An 18,286-nucleotide genomic window follows, 5' to 3' on the forward strand; every position below is an offset into this window, starting at 1 on the left:
GGGGCGGGCGGGAGCCGGCCGCCCCCCGCGCGGCGCCGCCCCGGGGCCGCGCCCCCGGGGGCCCGCCCCGGGGGGGCGGGGGGCGGCGCGGGGCGGGGGGGGGGGGGGCGGCCCCCCGCTTCTGGTCCCGGTCCCGGTCTGGGTCAGAACAGTCCCAGCGCGTTGTCCAGGGACCAGACCTGCCATCCCACCGCGAAGAACGCGACCGCGGAGATCAGGGCCATCATCAGGTTCTGCCCCTGCTCGCCCCAGTCGTGGATCATCAGGACCAGGTAGATCAGGTTGAGCAGCAGCCCGGCGACCAGGGCTATCGGGGTCAGGAAGCCGGCGATGAGGCCGAGTCCGAGGGCCAGTTCCGCGTAGGCGACGAGGTAGGCCATGAAACGCGGATAGGGCTTCACGACGAGCTCGAAACCACGGGTGACGAAGCCCCATCGGTGCTCGGCGGCCACGCCCGCCGCCCAGCGGATGCCGCCTCCGCCGAACCAGTCCTTCTTGTCCTTGTGCCGCCAGCTCTCCAGCCACCACAGCCCGAGCCCGATCCGCAGAACGGCGACCCATTCGGGCCCGCCGAGCCAGATGGTCTGCATCCCCGGTTCCTTCCCTCGCGTATCCCTGACGAAGTACCTGACGATCCGTCAGTTTCAAGGAAGGGGCAGCGCGTGGCAAGGGGTTGGGCGATCACGGCGGCCGCTCGGTGGTGCGCGCGGGGGGAGGTCCGTCCGCCGTTGACCGCGAGGGTGCGCGGCCGTCCATGCCATCGCTCCGCGTGCGGATCACATCACCTGGCGGTATGACTTGATCTGCCCCTTATGTGACCCCGATGGGAGTGCGCATGGACGACTATCCGCTGCTCAACCTGTTCTGGACGATGCTCTACCTCTTCCTGTGGGTCGTGTGGTTCTTCCTGCTGTTCAAGGTGATCACGGACCTGTTCCGGGACCACGAGCTGAACGGCTGGGCGAAGGCCGGCTGGCTGATCCTGGTGATCGTGCTGCCGTACTTCGGCGTCTTCATCTACCTCATCGCCCGCGGCCGCAGCATGGGCAAGCGGGACGTGAAGCAGGCGCAGGAGAACGAGAAGGCCTTCCAGGAGTACGTCCAGAAGGCGGCGGGCGGTCCTCAGCACAGCCCGGCGGAGGAGCTCGCCAAGCTGTCCTCCCTCAAGGAGAAGGGCGACATCACGGCGGAGGAGTTCGACAGGGCCAAGGCCAAGCTCCTCGCCTGACCCCGGGACCTCCCGTCACGCCCAGGCCCACGTCCAGGCCCGTGACCGCGTCCAGGCCCACGTCCAGGCCCGCGACCGCGTCCAGGAGCGCGACCAAGCCCACGCTCATGCCGGTGCCCGAACCGGCCGCTCACCGAGCGGGGGCCGGACCGTCCTCGGTCCGGCCCCCGCTCGGGCGCGGGGTCAGGCGCCGGCGCCCTCGAGGGCCGCATCGGGGCGTCGCGGCCTCGGGCTCGGGCTCGGGAGCGCGGCCGGGGCCTCGGCGTCCGTCAGCAGGTCGATCAGCGAGGAGCGGGCCCGGGCCACGCGGGAGCGGACGGTGCCGATCGGGACGCCGAGCATGACGGCCGCCTCGGCGTACGGCAGCCCCAGCAGCTGGGTGAGGACGAAGACCTCGCGGCGCTCGGCCGGGATGGCCGCCAGGAGTTCCGCGAGGGCGACGCCGTCCTCGAAACCCGGGAGACCGCGCGGCTGCGTCTGCTCGGCGGCGATCTGCCAGTCGTCTCTGTCGGCGATCTTGGGGCGGGCCGCCTTGTGGCGCAGGCTGTCCACGACGGTGCGCCGGGCGATGGACAGCAGCCACGTGCGGGCGGAGGAGCGGCCCTCGAAGCGGTGGAGGCTGCCCAGGGCGCGCAGGAAGGTCTCCTGGGTGAGGTCGTCCGCGGCCTGCGGATCGGCGCTGAGGTAGGCGACGTAGCGGCGTACGTCGCGGTGCAGGGCGCGTACGAACTGGTCCACCGCGCCGGGATCGCCGGCGCGGGCGGCCAGGGCGAGGAGGGTGACCGCCTCGTCGGGGCCTGCGGTGTGGCGCGCGGTGGCGGGCGCGGTGGTGGTGGCGGTGACGGTGGGTGCCGTCGCGTCGGTGGGGGCGGGGGCGACGGGCGCGCCGGCGGTCGGACGGGTGAGCAGGGCAGGAGTCATCGCCTGAGGTCCTTCGGGGAATCCCGGGGATCCGCCGGCGCGCTACGGCGCGGCGGGACCGGTGAACGGGTACGGCCTGCCGGACGGCATGACCGATGCCCGAGGCGCGGGGCCGTGGGCCCGTCGCGCGTCGGGGAGCCGGCTGTCAGATGACAGCGGTCCCGTGAGGTGGACCCCGTGAGGTGAGGGCGTCGGCGAGCAGGAGTCTGCGCGGCACCCGGGCCCGGTGGTCCCGGCCGAAGCGGACGCGGGGGCGGTGCGCGGGCGCGGGCAGGCGGAAGATCAGCCGCAGCGGTACGAGGAGGCGGGCCGCGACGGCGCGCAGGACGCGGAACGCGCCCCGTTCGCCGTACGCGAGCCACAGGCCGCAGAGCAGGGCGGCGAGGAGGTGGGCGGCGAGCATGCCGACCGGTGACATGGCACCGTCGGCGTGCCCTGCGGACATCGGCATCGGCATGGCCATGGCCATCGGCATGGACGCGGCCGTCGGCATCGCGCCGTCCGCCATCGCGCCGTCCGTCATGACACCGTCGGCCATCGCGTGGACGGCGTGCAGGGCGTGCTGCGCATGGCCGCCGCCCCCGCCCGGCGCGGCGGGCGGGGGCGGAAGGAGCGCGGGCGGGGCGCAGAGCGCGTACTGGGCCCACCGCCGGGCCAGGGCGCCGGGACCGGCGGAGCCGCCGGGGGCCGACGGGAGCGTCGCCGCGGCCTGGGCCAGCGCGAACGCGCCGTGCAGGGCGGCCTGGACGCCGACGGTCGCGGCGGTGACGGCCGGGAGCCCGCGCTCACGGCCGGCGAGCAGCCAGCCCGCCGCGGAGGTCCCGGCGAACGCGGCCGTCATCGTCCACCACGGGACGGGGGTCCCCGACATGAGGACGTGCCCGAGGGAGGAGAGCAGCACGCAGGTGGCCGCGAACATCGCGGCCCGTAACGCGCGGCAACATCGACCCGGAGTCATGGCGGGGTCATCGTTACACCCGACGCGACGGCGGCGACAGGGGGCATCAGGACTTCCCATGAGCGGACGAGTGCGGTGCTAGCGGGGCGCGAGCGGTGTGTGGCGTACGACACAACGGGCGCCGGGAACTGCGGAGTTGACCCATCCGACTCCTGTCCCGGACCGAAGGGCCGACGGTGGGGACGGAGCGGTGATGGGGGGACGGAGCGCGTCCGCGGGGCAGCCGGGAGAGCCGGGAGAGCCCGGGAAACCCGGGATGCTCGGGAAGTTCGGGAAGCTCGGGTCGGTGAGCGAGACCGGCGCGGGTGGTGCGCGTGGCGCGGGTGGTTCGGGTGCCGCGGACGGTGCGGGTGGCGGGCACGGATCGGGCGGCGCGGGTGCCTCGGGCGGCGCGCCCGGCCGGGCCGACCGGGTCGGCAGGGCGGGCAGGGCGGGCAAGGCGGGCAGGGCGGGCAGGGCGGGCCGGGTCGCCGTCGCGGAGGGCAGGCTCACCGCGCTGCTCACCGGCGCGATGGCCTTCTCGATGCTGCAACTGTTCCTCTTCGGCGCGCTCGGCCCGCGGCTGGTGGGCGAGTTGGGGGTCTCCCCGGCCGTGCTCGGGCTGACGACGACGGTCGGCTTCGGGACGGCGGCCCTGCTGTCGCCGGTCGGCGGCCGGCTCGTCGACCGGATCGGGCCGCGGCGCTCCCTGGTCCTCCTGCTGTCGGTGTCCGCCGCGGCCCTCGCGCTGATCGCCTCCGCCCCCGGAACCGGTTTCCTCCTCGCCGCCGTAGCGCTGGGCGGCCTGCCCCAGGCCCTGGCCAATCCCTCCACCAACAAGGCGATCCTCGCCGCCGTGGCCCCCGACCGGCGGGGGCCGGTGACCGGCATGAAGCAGTCGGGCGTCCAACTCGGCGCCTTCGCGGCCGGGCTGCCGCTCGCCGCGCTGGCGGGAGGCATCGGCTGGCGCGGGGCCGTGTGGACGGCCGCCGCGACCGCCGCACTGGCGGCGCTGTGGACGTTGCGGACCCTGCCCGCCGACCCCGCGCCGAAGGCGCCGCCGCCCCGCTCCTCGCTCGTCCCCCGGGGGCCCATCGCCTGGCTGGCGGTGTTCTCCCTCTTCCTGGGCTGCGGGATCGCCTCGGTCAACACCTACGTGGCCCTGTTCGGCGCGCAGCGCCTCGGCATGGGGCCCACGGCCGCCGGAGCCCTGGTCGCGGTGCTCGGCGTGGCGGGCATCGGCGGCCGGGTGGGCTGGTCGAAGGCGGCCCGGCCGGGGCGCGCCGAGTGGCTGCCGGGAGGGCTGGCGGCCGGGGCGGTGGGCGCGGCGCTCCTGCTGGCGGCGGCGCTCGCCGCGCACCCGCTGGTCTGGGCGGCCGCGGTGGCCGTCGGGGTGTTCGCCGTCTCGGCCAACGCCGTTTCGATGGTGCTGGTGATGCAGCGCTCCGCCCCCGGCCGGGCCGGGCAGGATTCCGCGCTCGTCGCCGCCGGGTTCTTCACCGGATTCGCCGTGGGACCGCCCCTCTTCGGGCCGCTCGCGGACGCGGGCCGGTACGGGGCGGGCTGGCTGCTGGTCGCGGCCGAGTTCGCGGCCGCCTGCGCGGTCGCGACGACGTGGGCGGTACGGGAGCGGCGCGCGCGGGGCGCGGCGGCGGCCGCCGGGGTCGCCGCCGGGGCCGGGGCTGCGGCATGAGCGGGCCGCAGTGGGCGCGGCGGGCGCTGGCGGAGGTACTCGACCGGGTCGCGGTCACCGCGGCCGAAGCGGGGGAGCGGTTCCCGCTGTACGCCGACCCGCACACGGGCCGTTGGACGACCACCGGCCGGGGTGCGTGGGCCGGCGGCTTCTGGGCGGGGCTGCTGTGGCTGCGCGCCCGGCACACCGGGGCCCCGGCCGACCTGGCCGCGGCCCGCGCGTGCACGGCGCGGCTGGCCGGCTGGGCCGACGCCGACACGTCGACGCGCGGGCTGATCCTCTGGTACGCGACCGCGCCGGCCGCCGGTGACGCCGGGGCGCGCGAGCTCCGCGACCGGGCGGCCGAAGCCTGCCGGGCGGCGTTCGACACCGAACTGGGCCTGGTCCCCTGGGGATCGGCCTTCGGCGGTCCCCGCCTGCTGGCCCGCGTGGACGGCGTACCGGGCATGGTCCCGCTCCTGGCCGCGGCCGGCCCGGCCGGCGCCGACGCGGCCGCCTCCCACCTCGCACGCCACCTGACGCTCTGCCTCCACCCCCCGACCCCCGAAGCCCACCCCCCACGCCCGGCCCCGACACCAGCTCCGGCCGCGACCGGGCCGGCGGCGCCGTCCCCCACTCCGCTGCGGGGCGCCGCTCCGGCTCCGGTTCCGGGGCGGGTTCCGGTCCCGGAACCGGGTCCTGCTCCAGCTCGGGTCCCGGTCCCCACTTCACTTCCGTTCCCGGTCCCTGCTCCAGCTCGGGTTCCGGTCCCGGTCGCAGTCCTGGCTCCGGCTCCCGTCCAGGACCCGGTCCTGGCTCCGTCCCCGGCTCCGGCTGTGGCCCCAGCCCCCGACCCGGTCCGGCACACCGACCCGGGCCGGGGAGGACCTGACCGGGAGGACGGCCGGTGCCGCGCGCCGGGCCCGGCTCTCGTCCCGGCCTGGAGCTTCGAGGCAGGAGCGGGCTGGCGGGCGTGCGAGGACCCGCCCACCGGCTGGAGTCGGGGCCGCGCCTGGCTGTTGCTGGCGGTGGCCGACGTACTGCACCGGCCCGCCATCGCGGAGCGGCTGCCGGACGGTACGCGGGAGATCGCGGAACGGCTGGCCGCCGCGTGGGCGGGCCCGGGTGCGGACCTCGTGCCCCCGGCCGACGCGGCACGGCCCGACGGTCCCGTGGACACCTCGGCCGCCGCCGTGACGGCCGTCGCGCTGCTGAAACTAGCCCGCCTCCCGGGCCCCCGGAGCACGGATCACGCGTACCGCGCGGCCGAGATCCTGGAACGGCTGGTCGACGGCCACCTCTCGGGGGGCAGGCTGCTGGACGGCTGCTACGACGCCGGGAAGGCCGTCGCCGTACGGCACGAACTCGTGTGGGGCGACTTCTTCCTCGCGCTCGGCCTGGCCGAACTGACCGCCCTGATCGACATCCGGGACGTATGACCCCGCCGTCCCCGACACCCGTCCCCGACACCCGTACCTGCTCCCCGCCCGGCGGGGCGGTTCCCGGTCCCGCCCCACGCGGCCGCGCACCCCGCCCCGCGCCGCCCTACTCCTCGGGCCGCGCCCCGTACGCGCGAAGGACGCGCCGTGCCACCGACGTGATGTGGAGTTCGTCGGGACCGTCGAGGATCCGCGCCGCGCGGCCGGAGCGGTAGAGCGCGGGCAGGGCGGTGTCGGGGCCGAGGCCGGCCGCGCCGTGGACCTGGATGGCCGAGTCCGTCACCTGCTGGAGCATCCGCGCGGCGGCCACCTTCGCCAGGCCCACCTCCACGTGCGCGTCCAGCCCGGCGCTGATCCTGGCCACGGCCTCGTGGACGAGCGGCCGGGTGGTGCGCAGGGCGAGCAGCGCCTCGAAGACGTGCTGCTGGACGAGCTGGTGGCCGCCGAGCGGCCCCCGCGATCCCGTACGGGAGCCCGCGCGCCCGCACATGAGGTCGAACGCGCGCTGTGCCTGGCCGAGCCAGCGCAGGCAGCGGAGCGTGCGGCCCAGCTGGAGCCGCTCCCCGGCGACGGCCAGGGCGCGGCCCCGATCGCCGAGGAGATGGTCGGCGGGCACCCGGACCCGGTCGAACTCGATCTCCCACTGCCCGGACGCCCCGAACACGGGCAGCTCGCGCACCACCCGGAAGCCCGGCGCCGAGGTCGGGACGACGAGCAGCGAGAGCCCCGTACGGTCGCCCGGCTCCCCGTCGGTGCGGACGAGGACGGTGACCAGGTCGGCCTCGGCGGCGTGCGAGGTGAACCACTTGCGGCCGCTCACCGACCAGCTCCCGTCGGCCTGTTCGACGGCGCGCGTGGCGGTGAGCCAGGGGTCCGTGCCCGGCGTGTCCGGCTCGGTCATGGCGTAGCAGGCGCGCAGCTCGCCGGCCGTCAGCCGCCCGGGGTACAGGGCGCGCACCCGGTCGCCGCCGTGCCGCAGCAGCATCGTGGCATCCAGCAGCGGCGCCGATCCCAGGGCGGCCGGCCCGTGATCGCTCGCCCCTTCGGCCTCGGCCAGCAGCGCGTACCGCGCCAACCCGAGTCCCTGGCCGCCCAATGCGACGGGAAGCGGGAGCGCCCACAGGCCCGCCTCCTTGGCCCGGGCCTGAAGCTCCCGCAGCGCGGCCGCCGCCGCCGGGCCGCCCGCGTCCAGGACGGGCTCACAGGGAATGACCCGCTCCCGTACGAACGCGGCGACCCGGTCCCGCAGTTCCCCGCCCGCGAGCTCCCCGCCCGCGAGCTCACCGCCCGCGAGCTCCCCGCCCGCGAGCTCCCCGCTCTCCAGGGCTCCGCTCTCCGGGCCTCGACGCTCCGTCACTCGGTTCTCCACCACTTTCCTCCAGCCCGCCGGGAACCCGGGGGAGAGACGGTCCGACTGTCTCCCCGGGGAGCTGGTCGGGTGCGCCTGCCCCTTGGTTCCCGCGTACGGGATCACCAGGTCGACGCGCCGACGGAGCGGTGCACCAACCGATCAGCGCCCCAACCGACCACCGCCCCAACCGACCAGCGCAGCGACAGATCAACGCATCACCGGACCAGCGGATCACCGGACGACCGGACCACCCGACGACCGGACCACCAGATCAGCGGATCGACCGACCAACGGAACACCTGCGGTCCGGCCCACCCGGCCGGACCGCCGGAAAGAGGAGAGGCATGACGTCACCAGCCGTCACCCGGACCGCGCGGCCGCTCGACGGCATGCGCTTCACCGCCGCGGGCCCGCCCGCGCTGACCGGCCCGGTGACCGAGCACCTGAGGCGGCTCGGGGCCGCAGCCGACGTGGAACCGGCCGCCCACCCCGCCGGGCGCGCGGCCCGCATCACCCTCGCCGACGCGGCCGCCCCCGACGCGCGGGCCGCCGCGACCCTCGCCTGGTCGGCGGTCCCGTCGGTCCCGGGTGTTCCCAAGGCCGACGGCGTCGTCGACGAGGCGACCGCGCAGGCCGCCGCCGGCATCATGGCCGTCCACGGCCGCCGCGACGGCGTCCCGCGCGGTCTCGCCGCCGACTACGCCGTCACCGCGGCCGCCGTGCTCACCACGCAGGGGCTGCTCGCCGGCCTGCTGGGCCAGGCCCGCGGCGCCGGCCGGACCGCCCGCGCGGCCACGTCCACAGCCCCGGCCACGTCCACACCCACGGCCACGACCGCCGAGAGCACCGCGCACACGTACGTGGACCGGGCCGCGCTGCTGGTCGTGTCCCAGTACCTCGCCGCGACCGGAGCCGACGAGGGCGAGGCCGCCGAACTGGCCCCGGGCGGACCGCCCTTCACCGCCGCCGACGGCACCCTCTTCGAGCTGGAGACCCTCGACCCCGCGGCCTGGGCCGGGTTCTGGCGCGCCCTGGACGCACCCGCCGACGCCCTGCGCGCGGGCTGGCGGCCCTTCCAGTTCCGGTACGCCACCGGCTGCGCGCCCTTCCCCGAGGCCCTGCACGCCACCACCCGCGCCCACGGCTGGCAGCGGATCCGGGAGGCCGCGGCCGTCTCGGGCGCCGAGGTCTGCCGGATCCGGAGCCTCGCCGAGCGGGCCGCCGAACACGACGGCGCCGCCCCCTGGACCCTGACCCCGACCCCGTACGACACCGGCCACTCCTTCCACCCGCTCCACCCCCTCCCGGACGCGCCGCCGCCGCACACGACACCCCCGCACACGACACCCCCGCACGCGACCCCGACGACGGCGCCCACCCCCGCCCGCCCGCTCGCGGGCCTCACCGTCCTGGAGGCCGGCCGCCGCATCCAGGCGCCCCTGGCCGCCCACCTGCTGGGCCTCCTCGGCGCCGACGTCCTCCGGATCGAGCCGCCCGGCGGCGACCCGCTGCGCGGGATGCCGCCCGCCTGCTCGGGCGTCTCCGCCCGCTGGCTGGCGCTGAACCGGGGCAAGCGGGCGGTGGAGATCGACATCAAGTCGCCCGCCGACCGGCTCCGGCTGCGCGAACTGGCCGCCGGGGCCGACGTCTTCCTGCACAACTGGGCCCCGGGCAAGGCCTCCGAGCTGGGCCTCGACTCCGAGGACCTCGCGGCCGTGAACCCCGGGCTCGTCTACGCGTACACCAGCGGCTGGGGGACGGGCGGCCGGATCCCCGACGCCCCGATGGGCACGGACTTCATGGTGCAGGCCCGCACCGGCGTCGGCGAAGCGGTCCGCCCCGACGGCGAGCCGCCCGCGCCCTCCCTGATGACCCTGCTCGACGTACTGGGCGGGCTGCTCGGCACCGAGGCGATCCTCGCGGGCCTGCTGCTGCGCGAACGCACCGGGCGCGGGGTGCGCGTCGACTCCTCGCTGCTCGGCGCCGCCGACGTGCTCACCGCTCCGGCCCTGAGCCGGTCCCGGCACGGCGGCAGGACCCGCCGGCCAGCTGGTTTCCGTACGCCCCTGCGCACCGCCGACGGCTGGATCGCTCCGGCCGACGCGGACGCGGCCGTCTGTGCGGCGGCGGCCGCCGCGCAGGGCCTCGCGGCCCTGTCCACCGAGGACGCCCTACGCGAGCTCCGGGCGCGCGGCCTGAGCGCGACCGCCGTCACCACCGACCTGGCCGACCTCCACCACGACCCGCGCTTCGCCGGCTCGATCAGCCGGGACGCGCACGGTGCCCCCGCCGTTCCCGACCCCTGGAGCCACGCATGACCGTCGCCCTGCACGACCTGCTGCCCGCCGGCCTCCGCCGCTCCTGGGCGGTCGACGGCACCTGTCCGGATCTCGACCTCTACAGCCTCTTCCGGGCCCGCCAGATCTCCGACCTGCACCACACCGCGATCATCGATGCCAAGGGCAAGCTCTGCTACACCGCCCTGGACCGCAAGGTGCGGTGCCTGGCCACCGGCCTCGCGGGCCTCGGCATAGGGCCGGGCGACGTGGTCGGCGTCCAGCTTCCCAGCGGGCGCGACGCCGTCATCGCCGACCTGGCCCTGGCCGCCATCGGGGCGGTGGCCCTGCCCTTCCCCGTCGGGCGCGGCAGCCAGGAGGCCCGCTGCCTGCTGCGCCGGGCCGAGGCCGTCGCGGTCATCGCGGCCGTGGAACACCGCGGCAGCCACCACGCGGCCGATCTGCGGGACCTGCGGGACCGGGCCGGTGAACTGCCCGCGCTGCGCCACGTCATCGCCGCCGGGAAGGGCGGTACGGCCCCTGAAGGAACGATTCTTCTGTCGGCGCTGCTGCGCTCCGACCCGGCCGCCTTCGTTCCCGCGCGGCCCGATCCCGACAGCGCCGCCCGCATCCTGGTGTCCTCCGGCTCGGAGTCCGAGCCGAAGATGATCGCCTACTCCCACAACGCGCTCGCCGGCGGCCGCGGCAACTTCCTCGCCTCGCTGATGCCCGACGGGACCCGGCCCCGCTGCCTCTTCCTCGTCCCGCTCGCCTCCGCCTTCGGCTCCAACGGCACCGCCGTCACCCTCGCCCGGCACGGCGGAACCCTCGTACTCCTCGACCACTTCACGCCCGAGGCCGCCATCGCGGCGGTGCGCGAGCACCGGCCCACGCACGTCCTCGGGGTCCCCACGATGATCCGGATGATGCTCGACCGGCTGGAGGCGGAGGCGGAGTCGGCAGCGAGGCCGGCCGCGGAGACCCCCGCAGGGTCCGAGGCTCCGTACGCGGCTCCGTACGCGGCTGCGGGCACGGGGGAGGACGCGGCTGCGGACGCGGCTGCGGGCACGGGGGAGTTCACCGCCGGCCGGCTCCCCGCCCCCACCGCCGTGATCGTGGGCGGCGCCCCCCTCGACGAGACCACGGCCGAGAGCGCGAGCCGCGCCTTCGGCTGCCCGGTGGTCAACCTCTACGGCTCGGCCGACGGGGTCAACTGCCACACCGGACTGGGCTCCGGCCACCCGGAGGCCGACTCCGCGGGCATCGCCGCCGGCCGCCCCGACCCCCGCGTCGCCGACATCCGCATCGTCGACGCCGACACGCACGCGCAGCTCCCGGACGGCGAGGTCGGGGAGATCATCGCGCGCGGGCCGATGACCCCCATGTGCTACGTCGCCTCGCCCGATCTGGACGCCCGCTACCGCACCCCCGAGGGCTGGGTCCGCACCGGGGACCTCGGCCTCCTGGACGAGGACGGCGTCCTGCACGTCGTCGGCCGCCTGAAGGACATCGTCATCCGCGGGGGCGCCAACATCAGCCCCGCCGAAGTCGAACGCGAACTCTCCTCCCACGCCCAGGTGCGCGACATCGTGTGCGTCGGCGTACCGGACGAGGTGATGGGAGAGCGCCTCGCCGCCTGCGTGGTCCCGCGCGGCGCGCAGGACCCCACCCTGGGCTCGCTGGGCGACCACCTCACGCGGCGCGGCCTCGAACGGCGCAAGCACCCCGAGCGGCTGCTGCTCCTGACGGAGCTGCCGCTGACCCCGGCGGGCAAACCCGACCGGGCCGCCCTGCGCGCACGCCTGGCGAAGGTCGCGGTGTCCGCGGCGACGGCCTAGACGAGGGCCCGGGCGACGGCCACACGCACGCCGGCGGGGCGGCCCCCCAAGGACCGCCCCGCCACCCGCCCCGCCACCCGCCGTGCCGCGCCGCGGTGTCAGGACCCGCCCATGGCCTTCTTCAGCTCGGCGCCCGCGTTGCGGTACACGGGCAGCAGGTCGAGGTCGTTCCCCGGATAGTTGACGATCTCCACCTGCCGCGCGCCCGAGTCGGGCAGGACCTTGCCGGTGGACATGTGCGCGTTGTCGAGCACCAGCGCCGGCTTCTTCGCGGACAGTTCCGCCAGCTGCGAGGGGGTGACGGCCTCCGGCCCGTACGTACCGACCGTGGTGGCGCCGGCCAGTTTCGCCGACCAGGTGGAGAAGACCTGGCTCACGACCGCCGGGCTCTTCCCGTCCGGCCAGGCGGCCTGGACGTCCTTCGAGACCCGGCCGTACTCGGCGTCGAAGGCGGCCGTCCACCGCGCGGCGGTGTCCTCGGTACCGAACAGCTTCCCCAGCCGGGCGACCTCGGCCTTGACCTTGTCGGTGTCGTTGTCGAGGTTCACCTCCACCAGCTCGGCCTTCGAACCGGCGGCCTCCTTGATCTTCGCGGCGTACGGCTCGAAGGGCGCGTACAGCACGAAGTCGGCCTTGCCCACGGCGGCGAGATCGGAGGGCTTGGGGTCGTAGTCCGGCGCGTGGTGCACCGACTGCGGCACGATCACCTTGACGTCCACGGCGCCGGCGGCCTTGGCGAAGGCGCCCTCCCAGGTGGTGGTCACCACGACGACGGGCTTGCCGCCCTTGCCCGCCGCCGCACCCCCACCGCCCCCGCCGCCCCCGCCGGAGGAGCCGGAGCCGGATCCGTCGGCGTCACCGCCGCAGCCCGTGACCAGGGCCAGCGCCGAACTCAGTGCGAGGAAAAGGGTGATGCGGGCCGTGCTGCGGACGCGGAATCCGGGCGCCATGAGCTGATTCTCCGTTCGGGTACGAGATGCACCGCGAGGACGAGCGCCCCCGCGGTCAGGACGAGGACGGGACCGGGTGGCCAGTCCAGCCAGAGGGCGACGAGGAAGCCGGTCAGGTTCACGAAGACGCCGATCGCGACCGCCCACCCGGTGATCGACCTCAGCGAGCTGCCCAGCCGGCGCGCGGCCAGGGCGGGCAGCAGGGTCAGGGCGTCGACCAGCAGGGCGCCGGTGAGCTTGATGGCCCCGGCGACGGCGACCGCGACGAGCACGAGCAGGACCGCGGTCAGCGCCCGCACCGGCACGCCGGAACACTCCGCGAGCTCCCGGTCGTACAGCAGCAGCGCCACATCGCGCCGCCGCCACCAGAACAGGCCGGGTACGAGGACCGCCAGCACCCCGAGCACCACGAGGTCGGCGCCGCCCACGGACAGGATCGACCCCCACAACAGCGCGAACGCGCCGGAGGCGTTGACCCCGGAGACCGCGAGGAGCAGGAGCGCCGCGGCGATCGCCAGGCTCATCAGCAGCCCCATCGCCCCCGACAGGCCGTCCGGCGTCCGCGCCAGCGGCGCGACGCCGGCCCCCGCCAGGGCGCAGGCCACCAACGCGCACAGCATGGGGTCGAGGCCGGTCAGCAGGCCGACGGCGATGCCCAGCAGCGCCACGTGCATCATCGCGAACCGCACCGGCATGATGTCCAGCCCGACGATGACCACACCGATCACGGGCAGCCCGACCGCGGCGAGCAGCAGGGCGACGCCCGCCCGCTGTACGGGCAGCAGCTGGAGCAGGGTGCCGAGGTCGGCGCCGGCCAGGGTGCTCGTCACCGGACCTCCCGCAGCCGCCCGGCGGCCATCTCCAGCACGCGGTCGCAGCGTTCCGCGAGCGCCCGGTCGTGCGTGACGACGACGAGGGTCACGGGCAGCGCGGCCAGTACATCGGCTGCTTCGTCCTGCCCGGCGAAGTCGAGCGCGGCGGTCGGCTCGTCGGCGAGCAGCACCCCGGCGCCGGCGGCGACGCAGCCGATCGCGCGGGCCAGGTACATCCGCTGCAGCTGCCCTCCGGACAGGGTGTGCAGGGGCCGCCCGGTCAGCGGCCCCACCCCCAGCCGGTCGGCGGCCTCACCGGCCGCGCGGAGGTCTCCGCCGCTGGCGAGCAGTTCGCCGCCGAGGAGGGGGAACCGGCCGGCGGCGGGCTTCTGCGGAATCCAGGCGCAGGCCCGGCGCCGCCGGGCCGCGTCGCCGGGCCGGCCGCCGACCAGGATCGAGCCGGTGTGCCGGTGCAGGCCGAGCACGGCACGCAGCAGGGTGGTCTTCCCGGAGCCGTTGGTCCCGGTCAGCGCGACGCGTTCCCCGGCCGCGATCTCCAGATCGACGTCGGCCACGGCCTCGACCCGGCCGTGCCGGCAGCCCACGCCTTCCATCCGCACGTCCAGCCCGCCCATCCCACGCCCTTCCGCTCCGCGCCGGCCCGGTGCCGTGCGGGCAGGTAGTCGCGGCGGACGGGCAGTCGGTTCCGGCGGACCGCGATCCATTGGTCCCACGGCCCTGCCGGCTCGCGCGGCGCCGGCCCGGCTGGGGGTGGGGCCGCTGACCGGGCGGCAGCCCGGCGGACGCCGGGGCGGCGGGAGGCTTGGTGGGCGGGGCCGAGGGAACCGGGTAACGTCTTTGTCATGTTCTTCCCGACCCGATTTACGAGGGAGAGCGTGAGGGGCCCCCGCTGACGTCTTCGACGTCGCCGCGCCCCTCCTCCGCCGATCGATCCGTAGATCACTCACACCATGACCGGGAGAACCCGTGACCGACAGCAAGAACATCAACAACCCCGTGGGCCAGGGCGGCGGCCACCGCAAGAAGCTCTCCCGCGCCGAACGGCAGAACAACGGCCCGCACCGCAACCTCGACCGCAAGGGCGCCGCCGACCAGAAGGCGGAGCTGGTCCGCAAGATGCGCGAGAAGGCAGCCGCGGCCCAGGCCGCCGAGCAGACGGGCGACACCCCCGCACAGGGCTGAAGCCCCGCCTGCGCGGCACGGCACCGAGGGGCCCCGAGGGGATCACGCCGAGGGGATCACCTCGAGGGGGGCAGGCCGGTCGTGGCATCGGTCAGAGCCGCGGCGATCTGCCGGGAGGCATGCCCCTTGACCTTGCTCAGGTCGGTGCCGCGGAGGTCGGTCCCTTCCAGCCGGGCATCAGAGATCACGGTGCCACTGAAGGTCGCCCCGCGCAGATTCGCCCTGCTCAGAACGGCCTTCGTGAGCACCGAGCCGGTCAGGTCGGCGTCGGGAAGCCAGGCGTTCTCCAGGTCGATGCTCCGTAGATCGGCCTGACTGAGGTCGGAGCCGGCCAGGCGGGCACGGCCGAGGCGGGCGTTCGTGAGGTCGGCGCCGCGGAGGTTCGTGCGACGGAGGTCCAGCCTGGTGGGCTCCGCCCGCGTCGGGCGTCTGCCCAGCACGGTGAGGGCGGCTTGGACCTCTTCGGCGACGGGCTGGTGGTCCGGCGCGTCGCCTTCCGGCCGGTGCGCATGCTGCCTGATGAATCCGGCGAGCACCGCGACGACCGTCGCGTGGTCCTTCTCCGAATCCCGCATGATCCGTTCGAGGCTGTAGATGCCGCCGAGACGCTGGGTGGGATGGTCGGCGCTCAACAGCTTGATGGCTTCGACGTACCGGTCCGTCACCTGGCCTTCGCGGGTGAGTTCGGCCTGCTCCTGATCCCGGGCACGGGTGTGCTGAAGCGAGTGGTGCGTGTAGTACAGGCCCAGGCAGGCTATGACTCCGGCCCCGATCGCGACCAAGGTGGTCCTGAAGCCGGTGACGATCACGCCGTCGGCCGGCTGTAGATCACGTGCACGCAGGTGGCTGCCGTCGATCATCCACGGGCCCCGCCACATCAGGAGCAGGTAGCCGGCCGCGACGACGAGGAGGGCGGCGGTCTGGAGGGTGCGCTTCATGCGGCCATCCATGTCCACGCACGCCGGGACCAAAGCGCGGCCGAACCCACGGCGGGTCTACGGAACAGTCACGCAGTAAGGCACGCACAACGAAGCAGGGCCGGTCTCCACTGAAGGAAACCGGCCCTGACCTCGTACTACAGCGTCGGGGTGGCGGGATTTGAACCCACGACCTCTTCGTCCCGAACGAAGCGCGCTGCCAAGCTGCGCTACACCCCGATGTCCACCCTTGCAGCGCTGCTGCCCTGGCGACATCGATTACTTTAGCGGACCGTCGGCCGGAGACGAAATCCGGTTTTCGCGCGGCGGACGGTAGTGGTCCACGGCGACCAGGACGAGGCCGAGGGCGTAGAAGCCGATGCCGAGGACCAGGGAGTTCAGGGCGACCCGGGCGTAGCCGTACTCGGCGACATCGATGAAGGGGTACGTGTACCGGCCCCGGACGCCGGGGGAGAGGAGCGCCCCGCGGATCAGCGCGAAGGTCACGTAGACCAGGGGGTACGCCAGCCACTGCGCGGCGTGTCGTGGGCGCAGGCGGCGTGGGGCGGTCAGGAGGAGGAAGTCCAGGACGGCCCCGACGGGGGTGACCGTGTGGAGGAGCTGGTTGGCGACGGCTCGGGCCCCGGACAGCTTGTCGAGGTCCTCGGTCATGTTGAAGGGGCTCGCCGGGTTGTCCAGGACCAGGTGGAAGACCAGGCCGGTGACCAGGATGAACAGGAGGACCCCGCCGCGCCAGAGCGGGCCGACGTCCGGCGCGCGCCGGTGGGCGCGCACGGCCGAGAGGGCGAAGACCACCGCGACCAGGATGTTCGTCCAGATCGTGAAGAAGCTCAGGACGCGCGGCACGCTGCCGTACGCGCACTCGATGACGATGCCGGCGCAGGCCGCCGCCGCGATCAGCGCGCGGAAGGCGACGGTCGTGAAGCGGAGCGCGGCGGGTGTGTCCATCGGTGCAACGTACTCGACCGGCCTGCCGCCGGGCCGGTCTAGGCCTTGGGGGTCAGCGTCAGGAGCGTCGCTTCGGGCGGGCACGCGAACCGCACCGGGGTGAAGCGGTTGGTGCCGCAGCCCGCCGACACGTGGAGGTACGCGCGGTGCCCTTCCGCCTCGTGCGTCGAGAGGCCCTTCACCCGCTTCGTGTCCAGGTCGCAGTTGGTGACGAGAGCGCCGTAGAAGGGGATGCACAGCTGGCCGCCGTGGGTGTGCCCGGCCAGGATCAGGGGGTAGCGGTCGGCGGTGAAGGCTTCCAGGGCGCGCAGGTACGGGGCGTGCACCACGGCCATCGAGAAGTCCGCGTCCGCCTCCGGGCCGCCCGCGACCCGCTCGTAGCGGTCGCGCTTGATGTGCGGGTCGTCCAGCCCGGTGAAGGCGAGCTCCAGCCCGTCGAGCTTGAGCCGGCCGCGGGTGTTGGTGAGGTTCTGCCAGCCGGCCGCGTCGAAGGCGTCCCGCAGTTCCTCCCACGGGTTGTGGACGGCGCCGACGACCGGCGCGTTGCCGTTCAGCCCGTGCTTGCCCTGGGTCTTCTCGATCAGGTAGCGCCCGGGATTGCGCAGCCGGGGGCCGTAGTAGTCGTTCGACCCGAAGACGTACACGCCGGGGAAGGACATGAGCGGGCCGAGCGCGTCGAGCACCTCGGGCACGCCCTCCGTGTCGGAGAGGTTGTCGCCCGTGTTCACCACGAAATCGGGGCGCAGCCCGGCCAGGGACTGCAGCCAGGCGCGCTTCTTGCGCTGCCCGCCGACCATGTGGATGTCCGAGACCTGCAGGACCCGTAGGGGACGCATCCCCCGCGGGAGCACGGGCACCGTGACCCGGCGCAGGCGGAAGGACCGGGCTTCGAATCCGGCGGCATAGGCCACACCGGCGGCCCCGGCCGCGGCGATCCCGGCGGTGACCTTCAGGGGTACTGCGTAACGCGCGCGCATGCCCTCATGGTCGCAGACCCGGCGGCCCTACCGGGAGGGCGGATCGGGAGCGCGGGTCGGAGTGCGGAGAGGAGCGTGGAGCGGCGGGGCGGACGCGGCGGCGGCCACGCGGCGGAAACGAACGGGCGCCGAGGCCCCCCTACCTGACAGACTCATGCCCATGACCACGCTCAAAGCCAAGCTCCAGGAAGACCTCACCGCCGCCATCCGCGGGCGCGACGAGCTGCACTCGTCCACGCTGCGCCTGACCCTTTCCGCCATCACCAACCAGGAGGTCGCGGGCAAGGAAGCCCGGGTGCTCTCCGACGAGGAAGTCCTCAAGGTGATCGCCAAGGAGGCGAAGAAGCGCCGCGAGGCCGCGGAGGCCTTCGCGCAGGGTGGCCGTCCCGAGCAGGCCGCGCGCGAGACCGCCGAGGGCGAGTTCCTCGACACCTACCTCCCCAAGCAGCTCGGCGACGAGGAGCTCGACGCGATCGTGGAGCAGGCCGTCGCGGAGGCCAGGGCGGCCGGTGCGGAAGGCCCGCGGGCCATGGGTGCGGTCATGAAGATCGTGAACCCGAAGGTCACCGGGCTGGCGGAGGGCGGGCGTGTCGCCGCCGCCGTCAAGAAGCACCTCTCCTAGGGCAAGAAGCGAGAAGCGAGACGAAGCGAGAAGCGGGCCGCGGCGGCAACAGCTGCAGCGGCAGCGCTGAGAAAGGGGAGGGGGCCCCCCCCCGGCCGCCGGGGGGCCCCCCCCCGCCCGGGTTAAACAAAAAACCCCCCCCAGACCCACACGGCGAGGGTGGGGGCGGGGGGT

General features: G+C 75.0%; 17 protein-coding genes and 1 tRNA gene. 7 read left to right on the forward strand and 11 right to left on the reverse strand.

From position 1 onward, the window contains the following. Nucleotides 1-143: 143 nt before the first annotated feature. Nucleotides 144-590 carry a DoxX family protein gene (locus ACWF9Z_RS32990; protein ID WP_453608570.1) on the reverse strand — a complete coding sequence of 149 codons (447 nt, stop codon included), beginning with the start codon at nt 588-590 and terminating at the stop codon, nt 144-146. A gap of 245 nt (nt 591-835) precedes the next feature. Here ACWF9Z_RS32990 and ACWF9Z_RS32995 point away from each other — a divergent pair, with 245 nt between their 5' ends. Then, nucleotides 836-1,228 (forward strand): SHOCT domain-containing protein, encoded by a 393-nt coding sequence (locus ACWF9Z_RS32995; RefSeq protein WP_453608572.1) that lies wholly within the window; start codon nt 836-838, stop codon nt 1,226-1,228. A gap of 183 nt (nt 1,229-1,411) precedes the next feature. On the opposite strand, the gene ACWF9Z_RS33000 is transcribed toward ACWF9Z_RS32995, so the two are convergent. Together ACWF9Z_RS33000 and ACWF9Z_RS33005 are read right to left on the reverse strand one after the other, a co-directional pair. Continuing rightward, entirely contained in the window at nt 1,412-2,149 is a 738-nt protein-coding gene (locus ACWF9Z_RS33000) for a sigma-70 family RNA polymerase sigma factor (protein ID WP_453608575.1), read from the reverse strand. A gap of 145 nt (nt 2,150-2,294) precedes the next feature. Then, a complete protein-coding gene (locus tag ACWF9Z_RS33005; protein ID WP_453608578.1) occupies nt 2,295-3,107 on the reverse strand; it encodes a hypothetical protein in 813 nt (270 codons plus the stop codon). Nucleotides 3,108-3,618: 511 nt separating this feature from the next. Here ACWF9Z_RS33005 and ACWF9Z_RS33010 point away from each other — a divergent pair. Both ACWF9Z_RS33010 and ACWF9Z_RS33015 read left to right on the forward strand, forming a co-directional pair. Then, the gene (locus ACWF9Z_RS33010; protein ID WP_453608612.1) at nt 3,619-4,779 is read left to right on the forward strand and encodes an MFS transporter; all 1,161 of its coding nucleotides are present in this window, start codon (nt 3,619-3,621) and stop codon (nt 4,777-4,779) included. Then, nucleotides 4,776-6,197 (forward strand): sugar ABC transporter permease, encoded by a 1,422-nt coding sequence (locus ACWF9Z_RS33015; RefSeq protein ID WP_453608580.1) that lies wholly within the window; start codon nt 4,776-4,778, stop codon nt 6,195-6,197. Before ACWF9Z_RS33010 ends, ACWF9Z_RS33015 begins: the two co-directional genes overlap by 4 nt. A gap of 106 nt (nt 6,198-6,303) precedes the next feature. Here the strand turns inward: ACWF9Z_RS33015 and ACWF9Z_RS33020 are convergent, their stop codons facing one another. Further along, on the reverse strand, nt 6,304-7,446 hold the full coding sequence (locus tag ACWF9Z_RS33020) for an acyl-CoA dehydrogenase family protein (RefSeq protein ID WP_453608615.1): 1,143 nt from the start codon (nt 7,444-7,446) through the stop codon (nt 6,304-6,306). A 446-nt stretch (nt 7,447-7,892) separates the two neighbouring features. Between ACWF9Z_RS33020 and ACWF9Z_RS33025 the strand changes: the two genes are divergently transcribed. Together ACWF9Z_RS33025 and ACWF9Z_RS33030 are read left to right on the forward strand one after the other, a co-directional pair. Continuing rightward, the gene (locus tag ACWF9Z_RS33025) at nt 7,893-9,866 is read left to right on the forward strand and encodes a CoA transferase (RefSeq protein ID WP_453608582.1); all 1,974 of its coding nucleotides are present in this window, start codon (nt 7,893-7,895) and stop codon (nt 9,864-9,866) included. Then, nucleotides 9,863-11,662 (forward strand): class I adenylate-forming enzyme family protein, encoded by a 1,800-nt coding sequence (locus tag ACWF9Z_RS33030; protein ID WP_453608585.1) that lies wholly within the window; start codon nt 9,863-9,865, stop codon nt 11,660-11,662. Before ACWF9Z_RS33025 ends, ACWF9Z_RS33030 begins: the two co-directional genes overlap by 4 nt. A gap of 98 nt (nt 11,663-11,760) precedes the next feature. Here ACWF9Z_RS33030 and ACWF9Z_RS33035 read toward each other — a convergent pair whose 3' ends face one another. From ACWF9Z_RS33035 to ACWF9Z_RS33045, 3 genes are read right to left on the reverse strand one after another with little or no spacing between them, the layout of a single operon-like run. Next, on the reverse strand, nt 11,761-12,612 hold the full coding sequence (locus tag ACWF9Z_RS33035) for a metal ABC transporter solute-binding protein, Zn/Mn family (RefSeq protein WP_453608587.1): 852 nt from the start codon (nt 12,610-12,612) through the stop codon (nt 11,761-11,763). Continuing rightward, nucleotides 12,555-13,442, reverse strand: coding sequence for a metal ABC transporter permease (locus ACWF9Z_RS33040; protein ID WP_453608588.1), 888 nt, complete (start codon nt 13,440-13,442; stop codon nt 12,555-12,557). The genes ACWF9Z_RS33035 and ACWF9Z_RS33040 overlap by 58 nt, the downstream gene beginning before the upstream one ends. After that, entirely contained in the window at nt 13,439-14,059 is a 621-nt protein-coding gene (locus ACWF9Z_RS33045; RefSeq protein ID WP_356658492.1) for a metal ABC transporter ATP-binding protein, read from the reverse strand. Before ACWF9Z_RS33045 ends, ACWF9Z_RS33040 begins: the two co-directional genes overlap by 4 nt. Nucleotides 14,060-14,411: 352 nt before the next feature. Here ACWF9Z_RS33045 and ACWF9Z_RS33050 point away from each other — a divergent pair, with 352 nt between their 5' ends. Continuing rightward, nucleotides 14,412-14,627, forward strand: a complete 216-nt coding sequence (locus tag ACWF9Z_RS33050) for a DUF6243 family protein (protein ID WP_453608591.1) — start codon at nt 14,412-14,414, stop codon at nt 14,625-14,627. Between the two features lie 56 nt (nt 14,628-14,683). On the opposite strand, the gene ACWF9Z_RS33055 is transcribed toward ACWF9Z_RS33050, so the two are convergent. The 4 genes from ACWF9Z_RS33055 to ACWF9Z_RS33070 form a co-directional block, all read right to left on the reverse strand. Then, the gene (locus ACWF9Z_RS33055; RefSeq protein ID WP_453608594.1) at nt 14,684-15,565 is read right to left on the reverse strand and encodes a pentapeptide repeat-containing protein; all 882 of its coding nucleotides are present in this window, start codon (nt 15,563-15,565) and stop codon (nt 14,684-14,686) included. A gap of 145 nt (nt 15,566-15,710) precedes the next feature. Beyond that, nucleotides 15,711-15,784: transfer RNA gene (locus tag ACWF9Z_RS33060), tRNA-Pro, on the reverse strand. Nucleotides 15,785-15,823: 39 nt separating this feature from the next. Next, on the reverse strand, nt 15,824-16,513 hold the full coding sequence (locus ACWF9Z_RS33065) for a Pr6Pr family membrane protein (RefSeq protein WP_453608597.1): 690 nt from the start codon (nt 16,511-16,513) through the stop codon (nt 15,824-15,826). A gap of 38 nt (nt 16,514-16,551) precedes the next feature. Next, nucleotides 16,552-17,490, reverse strand: coding sequence for a metallophosphoesterase (locus ACWF9Z_RS33070; RefSeq protein ID WP_453608600.1), 939 nt, complete (start codon nt 17,488-17,490; stop codon nt 16,552-16,554). Between the two features lie 160 nt (nt 17,491-17,650). On the opposite strand from ACWF9Z_RS33070, the gene ACWF9Z_RS33075 reads away from it, so the two are divergent. Next, a complete protein-coding gene (locus ACWF9Z_RS33075) occupies nt 17,651-18,112 on the forward strand; it encodes a GatB/YqeY domain-containing protein (protein ID WP_453608603.1) in 462 nt (153 codons plus the stop codon). Nucleotides 18,113-18,286 lie beyond the last annotated feature (174 nt).

Source organism: Streptomyces sp. NPDC054961 (assembly GCF_053609145.1).